Origin of the sequence: Janthinobacterium sp. 17J80-10, from assembly GCF_004114795.1 — a bacterium.
GTDB lineage: Bacteria > Pseudomonadota > Gammaproteobacteria > Burkholderiales > Burkholderiaceae_D > Paucimonas.
Genome location: NZ_CP035311.1, coordinates 2249531 through 2262091 on the forward strand (window position 1 = coordinate 2249531; position 12561 = coordinate 2262091).

Annotated in this window: 7 protein-coding genes; 3 read left to right on the plus strand and 4 right to left on the minus strand. The window is 57.3% G+C overall.

From position 1 onward, the window contains the following. Positions 1 to 28 precede the first annotated feature (28 nt). On the plus strand, positions 29 to 1282 hold the full coding sequence (locus EKL02_RS10185) for an MFS transporter (RefSeq protein WP_128901939.1): 1254 nt from the start codon (positions 29 to 31) through the stop codon (positions 1280 to 1282). 33 nt (positions 1283 to 1315) lie between these two features. Here the strand turns inward: EKL02_RS10185 and EKL02_RS10190 are convergent, their stop codons facing one another. Beyond that, complete coding sequence (locus EKL02_RS10190) at positions 1316 to 2749, minus strand: dihydrolipoyl dehydrogenase (RefSeq protein WP_128901940.1); 1434 nt, start codon at positions 2747 to 2749, stop codon at positions 1316 to 1318. 301 nt (positions 2750 to 3050) lie between these two features. Between EKL02_RS10190 and EKL02_RS10195 the strand changes: the two genes are divergently transcribed. Continuing rightward, a complete protein-coding gene (locus EKL02_RS10195) occupies positions 3051 to 4214 on the plus strand; it encodes a HAMP domain-containing sensor histidine kinase (protein WP_128901941.1) in 1164 nt (387 codons plus the stop codon). 2 nt (positions 4215 to 4216) lie between these two features. Here EKL02_RS10195 and EKL02_RS10200 read toward each other — a convergent pair whose 3' ends face one another. Genes EKL02_RS10200 through EKL02_RS10210 form a run of 3 tightly spaced genes read right to left on the minus strand, consistent with a single transcriptional unit; the run spans position 4217 to position 9123 of the window. Next, positions 4217 to 6625 (minus strand): response regulator, encoded by a 2409-nt coding sequence (locus tag EKL02_RS10200; protein WP_128901942.1) that lies wholly within the window; start codon positions 6623 to 6625, stop codon positions 4217 to 4219. Further along, positions 6625 to 7251, minus strand: coding sequence for a YfiR family protein (locus EKL02_RS10205; RefSeq protein WP_128901943.1), 627 nt, complete (start codon positions 7249 to 7251; stop codon positions 6625 to 6627). Before EKL02_RS10205 ends, EKL02_RS10200 begins: the two co-directional genes overlap by 1 nt. 27 nt (positions 7252 to 7278) lie before the next feature. Then, positions 7279 to 9123: a TonB-dependent receptor gene (locus EKL02_RS10210; protein WP_128901944.1), complete on the minus strand. Its 1845-nt coding sequence runs from the start codon at positions 9121 to 9123 to the stop codon at positions 7279 to 7281. Between the two features lie 478 nt (positions 9124 to 9601). Between EKL02_RS10210 and EKL02_RS18570 the strand changes: the two genes are divergently transcribed. Continuing rightward, positions 9602 to 12556, plus strand: a complete 2955-nt coding sequence (locus tag EKL02_RS18570; RefSeq protein WP_128901945.1) for a PAS domain S-box protein — start codon at positions 9602 to 9604, stop codon at positions 12554 to 12556. The last annotated feature ends 5 nt before the right edge of the window (positions 12557 to 12561 follow it).

The window sequence follows — 12561 nt, forward strand, 5'->3', positions numbered from 1 at the left end:
AATTGCCGTTGCAGCGTATCGACAAGGCATGCCCCAGGCGTTTGCCCATCCTCAGGGCATCAGCACGGGCATGACATCGATCAGAAAATCGCCTCCGCCAGTCTGGGTCATGCTTGCCACCGGCTTGCTGGTGGTCGTGGTGGCACTGGTATTCGCCCGCCTGGCTTACGGGCTGATCCTGCCGTTCATGCGCGAGAGCCTGGGGCTCAATTATCAGCAAGCCGGCAATCTCGGAACTGCTGCCGCATTAGGCTACCTTTGCCTGATCATGGCGTCGGGTGTTTTTGCCGCACGATGGGGCGGTCAGATCACCATCGTGATCGGCGTGCTTTTGACGGCCATCGGGTTTTGCGGATTAAGCCTCAGTTCGCATTATCTATTGCTGGTCGTATGGATGACCCTGCTGGGCTTCGGTACCGCGTTTTCCTATACCCCGACGATATCGCTTCTGGTCGGCTGGTTTCCGCAGCGGCGCGCAGCGGTCATCGGCGCCGTCAACAGCGGCGCAGGGATTGGCATGCTGCTGGTCGGCGCCATGGTCCCCTACCTGCAGGGAGCCTTTGGCGATAGTAGCTGGCGGCTGGCCTGGGGCATCTTTGCACTGGCTGGCATGCTGACTGCAGCGGCCGTGCTGCTCTTCCTGCCGAATCCGGCCGCGCCGGATGCCGTCCAGCAGCAACGCACGGGAATCAAGGCCATTTACCGCAACCGCGAAGTCATCCGCATTGGACTTCTGTACGCCATCATTGGCAGCACCTACGTCGTGCAGGCGATTTTCATGTACAGCTTTGCGCTTGCTGGCGGGCTGAGCCCGGTCGTTGCGGGACGCCTGGCGGCAATGTCCGGCATTCTTTCCATTTTTTCCGGCCCGCTATGTGGCGCGCTTGCCGACCGTTTCGGCCGTCGCAGGGTGATCCAGTTGCTGGTATTTGCCGACCTTATTGGCACCGGCATTCCACTGCTCTGGCCTGGCCTGCCTGGCTTTGCCTTGCATTACATCATTATCGGCGCGACGATGTCCGGCCTGTTTACCGTCGTGCTTGCGACCACCACCGAGGCGGTGAGCGCACGGGAGGCGTCCATTGCTGTCAGCTACGTGACGATGTTCTATGCGGTTGCCCAGCTGATTTGTCCGGCTGCCGCCGGCCTGGTGATCGAGCGCTCAGGCGGGTTTTCCAGCGCCTTTACTGGAAGCGTCGTATTGATTGCCGTGGCGTTTATACTGAGCTGGCACATGACACCCGACAGGCTGGGCGGCTCGCAGCCGGCAAAAATAATGTAGGCGTTGTGCCGGCAAACGCTTCGGCCGCCACGGTCATGCATCGGCCACGGGCGTCAACCCGAAAGGGTAGGGGGACTTGCATTCACTCTGGCGCACGATCTCCTGCAATGCCGTTTGCAGCATTTCTTCGAGTACAGGATGGTAAAAGGGCAATTGCAGCAGGCTTGCCGCAGTTTCCCGTCGCTGGATTGCCCATGCCAGCAAATGCGCAAGATGCTCGCCGCCGGCGGCAACCATGGCGCCCCCCAGCAATTGACCGGTGCTGGCGTCTGCGTACAGGCGCAACAGGCTTTCCGCACCGTCGAGGATCACTGCGCGGCCGTTATCACCGCCATCGGCATTGCCGATAATGATGCTGTCCGCATCCAGTGTGTCCAGCCGGGCGCCGACACTGGCTACATCCGGATCGCAGAATGCGATCGCGAGCGGCACCTTGCGCTGGAATCGTACCGGCGTGCCGGATATGCCATGTGCGGCGTTGTAGCCAGCAATGCTGCCTTCATCGGCGGCCTCATGCATCAGGGGACGGTCGCTATTGGCGTCGCCGGCAATGAAAACCGGCAGATCGCCTATTTGCATGGTCTCAGGATCGAATGCCGGGATGCCTTGCTCATCCAGCGCAAAACCAGCCGCGGCCAGGTTGAGTCCATCGACGTTCGGCCGTCGCCCGAGAGCCGCCAGCAACATCTCGACCTTGGCTTCCCTGTCGCCAGCACGCAGCATTACGCCATTTCCATGCGGCTCCACGCTCGTCTTTTCGCCCAGCCAAAGTGGCAACTCCTTGCCGAATCGCTCAAACGCCCGCTCGGCGATCACGGGATCGATGATGCCGCCAACCGTTGAGGCGAGGTCCGCGCCGACCACCCTGACCCCAAGGCGGGCAAGTGCCAATCCCATTTCCAGGCCGATAGCGCCGAGCCCGAGAATGCCGATGGAGGCGGGCAGAATGTCGAGCTCATACAGCGCATCGGTACTGATGGTGCGTGATCTGACCGGCTCCAGCCAGTCCGGCATTACTGGACGCGAACCGCTGGCGATGACGACCGATCTCGCCCTGACCAGGGTGGCCCCGCCGGGACACGCCACCTCCAGCAGCGTTGGTTCCAGAAAGCGCGCGCGACCGTCCAGCAGCTTTTCACCGGCGGTGCTGCGTGCCTTGTCGGCGGCGCTGGCAGTAAATCGGTCGCGATGCCTGCGCAATGCCTCCCAGGTCAGGCGCAAATCGATACGCAGTTGCTCCATGCCGGATACGCCGATGGCGGCGAAGTCCTTGCGTGCAGCCCATTGGGCGCCCGCATGCAAGGCGACCTTGGATGGCATGCAACCGACACGCGCACAGGTTGTGCCCAGCGGGCCGCAATCGATCAGAACGAAATCCTGGTGAGCGCGGCGTACCTCGCGCAGGGCGTAAAGGCCGGCGCTGCCCGCGCCAATGATGGCAACGTCGGTTTGCAATTCTTTAGCCATAGCATCTTCCGATCTGTCGGTTACGTCCACTGGTGAATGCAGTCAGCCAGATAGCGTAGCGCGTTCGGTAAGACCCCACCCGAACAGTCCCGCCAGATCTTGATCCATTTCACACATTATGACCATGCGCGGGAAAATGCCCGGCAAGACCTGGACAGTGGCGCCGGCACTCCCAACCCGCCTGGAAACCGGGATCCTGGCGTAGCGGCGCGCCCGCCAAAGCCAAATACCCGCGTAATGAAGCACCATTCTCCTATACAATAAGTGACTCTTTTAGCATTGAACTTTAACCAGCCGCATCATGCGTCATCCGAAAAGCGCTGCAGATTTTTTGCAAAATCAATGCCTGGCGCTTGGCGCCTTTATCAGGGAAAACGCTGATGCCATTATCTTGCGATGGGCCGTAGAGTCATTCGCCGAACCAACTCAAGCCAGCCGGTCAATCCAGGAACGTTTGCATGCCGAAGTGAAGGCTTTACTGGATGCGGTAGCCGGATACCTGCCGGGTAGCGAGATGCGGCAGGACCAATTCGCACTCGGGGCAGTTTCCCTGAACATTTCCGCGGAGCGCTGTGCGGTCAGTCATTTGACCAATGGCCTGACGGAAGCCCAGCTGGTTCTGACGTTTCAGTCATTGCGAAAAGTCGTGCTGCAGCTTTGGATGGAAAGTCCTGGCGTCAGCGATTTGCACATGCTCGAAGCGATAATGCGTGCGAATCAAGCCTTCGACAATGCATTGTCTGCCGCCGTGGACCATTACAGCCATATCAAGGACCGGTGTCACGGGCTCTTCCTGAAGACGCTGGCGCATGACTTTCGCAATCATCTTGGCGGACTTGAGCTTGCGGCACGAATAATGCAGCAAAACACAAGCCATCCCGCCGGCGGACTTCACAAGATCGCATCCAGCATGAGCCGGTCTGTCGACAATGTGATGAGAGTCGCGGCCGACATCCATGATGTCGGTAATGTGCGCGAAGGGCAGGGAATATCGGTCAAGCCGGTCAAACTCGACGGGGCCGCATTGTGCCGGAAGCTGGTGGAGGAATTCCTGGCGCGCAATCCGGATCAGACGATAGTCCTGGAAGCCTCCGGCCCGCTGACCGGCGCCTTTGATGAGCCAAGATTAACACAAGCGTTTTCCAATCTGATCGCCTATGCCGTGCGTTACTCAGCCAAGGGAAATCCGGTGACGGTCAGGCTGCAGGCCGAGCCCGGATCGCTGGTGTTTTCGGTGCGCTATCTTTCCGAACGCCCGATAGCGGGCGAAACCGAAGCGATGTTTGCCCCAATGCGCCGGTATGCTGCTCACGTGCTGACGAAAAAAGGGCCGATATCCGAGCTCGGCATGCACTTGTATCTGGCGCGTGAAATCATCAATGCACACGAAGGCGAACTGAATGCAATCGCCGATCAGGGCGGGATCAGGTTTGAAGCGCGCCTGCCGCACGGCGCGAACCCATGAATTCAAACCTTCATGTCGTTTGCAACGATCTTTGCCAGGACTTTTTGCAATAGCTCCAGGTCATAGGGCTTTGGGAGCGATGCAAACTGGTGCTTGAATTCGTCTTCTCCAATGGCGCCAATGCCCGAGGAGAAGATTATTTTCAAATCGCCATCTTCCTCAACGAGCTGCTTTGCAAGCTCGATGCCGGAGATGCCGGGCAGGTGTATGTCGGTCAACAGGACATCATACTTTTGGGCAGAAAATGCCTGAATCGCCGCATCCGAATCGCCGACGCCGTGCGGCCTGTGGCCCAAGGCCATCAACACCTCGCACAAGATCGTGCGCACTTCCGCATTGTCTTCCACGGTCAGGATACGCAGGGGAGAAGCGGCTTTTTCCAAGGAGATTGCATCCTCCTGCAAGATTGTTGGCATCGGCGCGATGACTTGCAGCCTGTTTGCGAGCATGTGACGGATCTTGCGCGCAAGATCTTCCCTGCGATAGGGCTTGCTGATCAGGTCCACGCCCGGATCGAGACGACCGCCGTGGACGATGGCATTCTGCGTGTAGCCAGACGTAAACAGAACTTCAATATCGGGGAACAGCTGTTTTGCCATGCGCGCCAGTTCCGGACTGCGTAGAGGCCCCGGCATGACAACGTCAGTGAAAAGCAAATCGATGGCCAGGCCGCTTTGGAGTATGGTCAGCGCACTCTGGCCATCTGCGGCCTTGAGCACGTTATAGCCCAGGCCGGATAACATGTCGACGGCAGTCGCCTGTACGATGGGGTCGTCCTCCACCACGAGGATGGTTTCAGCGCCGCCAACAACCGGGCCTGAGCGTACATCAGGCATTTCCACTTCAGCCTGATGCGAGCGCGGCAGATAAATCTTGATCGTCGTGCCATTGCCAAGTTCGCTATAGATCCGGATATGGCCATTACTCTGCTTGATGAAGCCATATGCCATGCTCAGGCCAAGGCCAGTACCTTCGCCTTCGCGCTTGGTCGAATAGAATGGTTCGAATGCACGTGCCATCACCTCCGGTGACATGCCGCCCCCCGTGTCGGAAACCGCAAGCATCACATACTGGCCGGGAGATACATCCGGTTCGTTCAAGACATAATGCTCGTCCAGAATTGCGTTGCCCAGTTCCAGGGTAAGCTTGCCGTCTTCTTTCATGGCGTCGCGGGCATTGATTGCGAGATTAAGAATGACGTTTTCAAGCTGGTTCGGGTCGACCAGCGTGTTCCACAATCCGCCGGCGACCACTGTTTCGATATGAATCGAATCGCCCAGGGCGCGCCGCAGCAATTCATCCATGTTACGCAGGACGCGCCCGAGATTGGTAGAGACTGGCTGCAATGGCTGGCGGCGTGCAAATGACAGTAATTGCGACGCCAGCTTTGCCCCGCGATCGGCGGCAAATGCAGCGCCTTTCAGGCGCCGTTGCGTTTCAGGGTTTACCGCAGGATGCATTTGCAGCAGCTGCAAATTACCGGAGATAACTTGCAGTACATTATTGAAGTCATGCGCCACGCCGCCGGTAAGCTGGCCGATCGCCTCCAGTTTTTGCGACTGGCGCAGCTGTTCATGCGCGCGCTCCAGGTCAGCAGTGCGGGCAAGAATTCTCGCCTCCAGCGTGCCATTGAGTTGCCTGAGCGCGTCTTCTGCGCCAATACGTTCTTGCATCTCACGCTGCAACGATGCGTTGGAAGTCTCAAGCGCCCGGGTGCGCTCCCCGACCTCGGCAAGCATGATATTGAATGCGTCGACCAGTACGCCGGTTTCATCTTCGGTCGTTTTCGCAACGCGCATGGAAAAATCGCGCTTGCCGATTGTCTGGTTCACCGCTTCGGTCAATGCACGGATTGGCCTGGTGACAGCAGACTGCAGCCAGTATGAAACCAGGGCGGCAAACAAAAGGCTGAGGCCCATGATCAGGCCGAGGATGGAAAGGTAACTTCTGATGCGCTCGGCGACCGGGTACTGGGAATGCAGAAATACCGTGCCCAGGTGTTCGCCATCTTTTTCGATGGGCTGGAAAAGCGTGATGCTGTCGCTGTTGACGATATAGCCCCCGGAAGCAGGCTGCTGCGGGAAACTGAACGCCGCAATGCCATCAGGCTTATAGGTCGCAAACAGCGTGCCGTCGTGCGAATAGATCGCTGCTGCAGTGATCATCGGCCGGACTTTGAGCTGGTCCAGGTTTTCCTTGGCAACTTTAATATCGTTGAATTCGAGCGCAGGTGCATTGACTCGCGCAAGGATATTCGCTTGCGACTGCAAATTGTTCGTCCAGGACTTTTGAAAGGTATGGATGTCATAAGCCAGCATGCCAGTGCCAGCCAGTAGCAAGGCCAAAAAAGTCGTTGCCATGACCGCAAACATGAACTTTTTTGCAATCTTGCGCTTGATAGCGTGAATCATTACTGCGGTCCTTTTATGACTGAATGCGCGACGCCCAGCATCCTCGAACTCAATTTCAGTCCGGATTGTTCTGCCGGTGTGAGCGCGACTTCAAATCGCACCCGCTCGTCAACGATCCGGAAATTAATCATGCTTCCTTGCGCGAGAGCATCGTCGGCATCGCTCACCAGGAGCACCGGTTGCTGCTGCAAGGATTTGAACGATTGCACCATGCGGCCACGTTCAGCGGCGCCGACAAACAGGATATGCAATCCATTCAGCGAGTCGTTCGCCTGCAGGCGCCTGACAATAACCGGACGGCTGCCGATCGTCCGGCCTGCCGACAGCAACGTCAGTTCTTCCGCAATGCCATCCGCACGAAGGACGCCAACGATATAAGGGGAATCCGGCCTGGAAAAGGCCGTGGCAGGCCAATCCACGTAGCCGATGAATCGGAACAGAAATGCCGCCTTGATCCGCTCTTCGCTGAGCCCGGAAGGATTGCCCAGGACCGAGGTCTGGGCAAGGCAGGCAGGCGCCATGGCACTCGACAAGAAAGCCAGTGCCAAAACGTGCAACAGCAGGCTGCCCTTCAAGAGCAGCCGCAATCGGACGTAAAGCTTTAACAGGTAGCCGGAATTTATCATCGATTGAACTTGTCGCTGCCGGTCGCCTTACCTGCGCCAGACCGCCTTTATGAATACGCTGCGTTCATATTCGCTTCGCCCTGGCGCCGCGCCCCATTCAGGATGCCTGGGGTCGAACAGATTCTGGCCGATAACCGAGAGCTCCAGGTCCGGCCGCACCCGCCAGCCGTACCGCAGGTCCACAGCCGTGTAGGCTGGCACAAGCGGGCGTTCGAGCTTGCCGGTATGACAGATGGTGATATCGATTTCCTGTCCACGGGCAAAGTCGAACTGGGACCGCAACGTCCAGAAATTGCTCGGGTCACGGGTGGCCAGGCCCGTTGCGCCAGAAATATCCAGGCTGCCCGGCTTGAGCGCGGTATCCGTATGCTGCGCGACGAACCCGGCGGACAGGCGCCAACGGGAAGTCGCCTGCCAATTTCCCCACATTTCAATGCCACGTGCCGTGCCCTCGGCCATATTCCCAAAGGTAAAACCCGGACCGCTGGGATTGGGCTCAAGTGTTCGCAACCGGTTGAATTGGGTATAAAACGCCGTGGCAGAATAGGACGTAGTCTTGGTTGGCTGGACACGATAACCCAGTTCGACGACATTGGCGATCTCGGACGCGAAATTCGGCCCGCCGGCAAATACATATTGAGGAACGCCGCCAGCGATCGGCGGATTGCTCGGACTATGGAAGTCGCGGTCGATGCGTGACGGGGTGCGTACCGCTCGCGACGCCGAAGCCCAGAGAAGATTGTTTTTAGCCGGATTCCAGGCAAGGCGCAGGCTAGGGAGGAATTCCGCGCCGGTATAGTTGTTATCTTCGATCTTGGCGCCGGCGGTAAGACGCAGGTCGTCGTTCAGCCTGATCTCGTCCTGGATGAAGATATTTCCCCAATGCATGTTGAGCGAAGCAGGGAGAAATGCAAAGAATACATCGTTTTTGATACGATCAAATCCCTTGCGGTAACCCGCACCCCAGATGACATCGTGTGCACTTGCCATATTGAGCGAATGCTGGAATTGGAAATCGAGGGTGTTCAAATGCTCGTTGAACGCATTGGGTTGATTGCGTTCAGTAAAATCCCAATAGGCTTGAACACTGAGACTGGAACCGTCCGCCAGTCGGGCATTGGTACGCCCAAGCAAGTTGGCGCCTGTGGTTTCGATATCCCGTGTGCCAGCCTGGTGCAAAGAGCCGGTATAGGCGTCGCCCTGGAAGGTAAATGTTTGTGCGCCGCTGTCCCAGTCAGTGCGAAAACCGGCTTGCCTGCGCCGCCATCCGGTCGAGTCGGGCGCGTTGCTTGCGAGACGCGTATCGTCATTGCCGGCATATTTGCCATAGACGCGATAATGGCCGCCGTTTTCGAGTGCGCCGCCAAACCGGAAGGCGCCATTTCTTTCGCTGCTGCTGCCAACGGCCGCAACCAGGGCCCCTTGCGTATCAGCGGAAGACCTGGTGATGACATTGATGACGCCATTGACTGCGTTACTGCCCCAGAGCGTTGCGCCCGGACCGCTGATGACTTCGATACGTTCCACGTCTTCGAGCACAACATCCTGAGCATCCCAGAATACCCCTGAGAAAAGTGGGGAATACACCGTGCGGCCATCGATCAGCACAAGCAGCTTGTTTTCAAAAGGGCTGTTGAATCCGCGGGCAGTGATTGCGTAATTGCGCGCATCGACCCGCGAAACCTGGAGATTTGGCGCAAGGCGCAGTACTTCAGGCAGCGTTGATGCGCTTGAGCGGCGGATGTCTGCGGCGGAAATTACAAAAATGGATCCTGGCGCATTGGCGAGGGACTCGGGCCTTTTGGAAACCGATGAAACCCTGATATTGCCCAGTTCTTCGAGATCGAGCTCCGCAATACTTTTTTTATCCATTGCGACAGCTTGCGATGCCGCCGAAATCGCCAATAAAACACCCGCAAGCCGGGCGGATGGAGAGCGGAAATGGCGCTGCATGGATGACGCACCCAATGCGCAAAAGGATTCACTGCTGCGGCGTCGTGGGCTGCGGCTCGCCATAATAACTCGCTTGGTTAGTGAGGATGTAACAGATCCGGGCGGATGCGCCCTGTAAACAAATTACGCCGCTGGTGGCCGCAATTCTTTCATGGCGTCAATTTTACAGGAACGATTGCATTCTAAAAATTCTTTGCAATCGAATTGTTACATTCCCATGCGACGGGGAAAAGCGCCCCAGGGGCTTTCAATTTGTTCGTTGCAAGGTTGAACTATACACAACTTCCATGATAGCTTTGCAGTAGAATTATTACGCGACTTTTCAAGCGAGTTCGGGGCACGGTCAGGCGCCCTTTCAAACGACTGTTTTTCCTGCAGCAATACTACTCAAGGTTCTATGCCACAAGAATCAGCTGTGGATGCACAGCGACTCAGTCTCTCCCGCCGTTATGAACTTCTGGTTGAAAGCGTCACGGATTACGCGATCTACATGCTCACGCCAGAAGGGATCGTCAGCACCTGGAATCCGGGCGCTGCCCGTTTCAAAGGCCACACTGCAGCTGAGATCGTCGGGCTACCGTTCTCGCTTTTTTATACGGAAGAAGACCGCCTGGCGCAGTTGCCCCGGCGCGCGCTCGAGATCGCTGAGCGCGAGGGTAAATTTGAGAGCGAAGGGTGGCGCGTTCGCAAGGACGGCTCAAGATTTTGGGCCAGCGTCGTCATTGATCCTGTTCGGGATGAATCAGGCGAACTGCTGGGATTTGCCAAGGTAACACGGGATATTTCGGATAAAAGGGCGGCGCAGGAAGCATTGCTGGCGAGTGAGCGCCGCTTTCGCTATCTGGTTAAAGGCGTCACCGACTACGCAATCTATATGCTTTCCCCGGAGGGGGAAGTTACCAACTGGAACCCGGGTGCGCATCGCATCAAGGGTTACACCGATGAAGAAGCCATCGGCATGCACTTTTCCAGCTTTTATACAGATGAAGACCGTGCGGCCCGGATGCCGCAGCGCGCGCTTGCAACTGCGCTCCGTGAAGGCCGCTTTGAAGCGGAGGGCTGGCGGCTGCGCAAGGACAGAAGCCGGTTCTGGGCCAGCGTCGTCATTGATCCGGTCTACGACGACAGCGGAGCACTGCTTGGCTTTGCCAAGGTCACCCGCGACATTACGGAGAGGCGCGAGGCGATGCTCACGGTTGAGCGCGCGCGCGAGGCGGCACTGCAGGCAAAAACCGCCGAATACGAAGACCTGGTCCGACTGTTCGATCAGGCGCACGGCTTCATCTGCTTTTTTCGTGGCCCCGAGCATGTCTATGAACTGGCAAATGAAGCCCATGCCCAGCTTGCCCAGTATCGGGACGTGATAGGAAAACCTGTCCGTCAGGCATTGCCCGAGCTGGAAGGACAAGGATTCTTCGAGTTGCTGGATCGGGTTTTCAGCAGTGGCGAGCCGTTTATCGGCCGTTCCAGCCCGATCACCGTCAACAAAGTCCCGGATGAGCCGGGAGAGATCCGCTATATCGACTTTGTTTACCAGCCAATTTTTGACAACGACAACAAGGTCATCGGCATTTTTTCTCAAGGCAGCGATGTAACCGATCGTGTACGCGCGCAAGAACAGGTCGAACGCAAGCAGGAAGCATTGGAAAAGCTGATTGTCGAGCGCACCGATGCCTTGAACAAGGCGGAACTGGCGCTTCAGCGGGCGCGTCAGCTTCAGGGGGATAAAACGCATTTGCTTGCCTTATTCGATCAGGCGCCAGGCTTTATTTGCGTTCTAATGCAACGCAATCATGTCATCGAGCTGGCCAACAAGGCTTATTACCAGTTGGTGGGACATCGTAACCTGATCGGCAGGCCGGCACAGGAAGCCTTGCCGGATATCGCCGGCCAGGGTTTTCTCACGCTGCTTGACGAAGTGTTTGAAACAGGCAAGCCGTATATCGGCGAAGACCTTCCGATTACGTTCCAGGAGCACCCGGAACGGCCCAAAAGAACCCGTTACCTGGATTTCGTTTACCAGCCAATTACCGGCGAAGATGGAAAGGTGATCGGCATTTTCGTTCAAGGCAACGATGTCACCAACCGAAAACTCGCGCAGGATGAACTCAAGCGTTACCAGGCCGAGCTGGAAACGATCATCGCGGAACGCACCAGGGCTCTGGAAGACGCGCATACAGCGCTCCACAATGCCCAAAAACTGGAGTCCATCGGCAAGCTGACTGGGGGTGTCGCGCATGATTTCAATAACATCCTCCAGGTTATTGGTGGCAATTTGCAGCTTTTGCAATTCCAGCTCGGCAGTAACGAGATGGCTGCCAAGCGCCTCGAGGCCGCAAATGCCGCTGTCGAGCGCGGCGGAAAATTGTCATCGCAGCTGCTAGCCTTCGCCCGGCGCCAACCGTTGCAGCCGGTGATCGTCAACCCGGACAAGATCATCCACGGCATGGATGACATGTTAAAACGCGCCCTTGGCGAAGAAATTACGGTCAAGACTGTAATCGCTGCCGGTATCTGGAATATGTCGGTCGACCCGCACCGGCTTGAAAATGCATTGCTGAACCTCGCCTTCAATGCCAGGGATGCCATGCCAAATGGCGGCATGCTGACCATCGAAGTGATTAACTCGGTGCTGGACGAGCACTACGTTGCCCCTTTCCTTGACGTTTCCCCGGGGTCCTATGTCATGTTTGCCGTGTCGGATTCAGGAACCGGCATGCCCTCCGAGATCGTTGCAAAAGCGTGTGACCCTTTCTTCACCACGAAGGCGGAAGGGGAAGGGACGGGATTGGGACTGCCCATGGTTTACGGATTTGTCAAACAAAGCGGCGGCCATTTTCAGATCCACAGCGCGGTTGGCTACGGCACTACGATCATGATGTATTTTCCCCGCTCCCTGGAATCGGAGTCCGATGTGCCAGGACATGACGCCGGCCCAATTGCCGGCGGGAGCGAAACAATTCTCGTGGTCGAGGACGATATTGCCGTGCAGGCGACGGTGGTGGAGATGCTGACCAGCCTGGGCTATCGTGTATTGAAGGCACAGAATGCAGCAAGCGCCCTGGTTATCCTCAAGAGCGGTGTTTCAGTGGACGTGTTGTTTACCGATGTCGTGATGCCCGGCGAATTGCGCAGTCCGGATCTGGCAAGACAGGCAAAGACCTTGGTCCCGAATATCGTCATCTTGTTCACCTCTGGTTATACGCAAGATGTCATCGTGCACGGCGGCCGGCTGGACGCAGGCGTACACTTGATAAGCAAACCCTATCGCCGCGAAGAACTGGCGCAAAAGATTCGACATTTGCTGTCCGGCCGCGAGCAGGGCGCATTGGCAGAGAACGAATTCAGATGAACTGT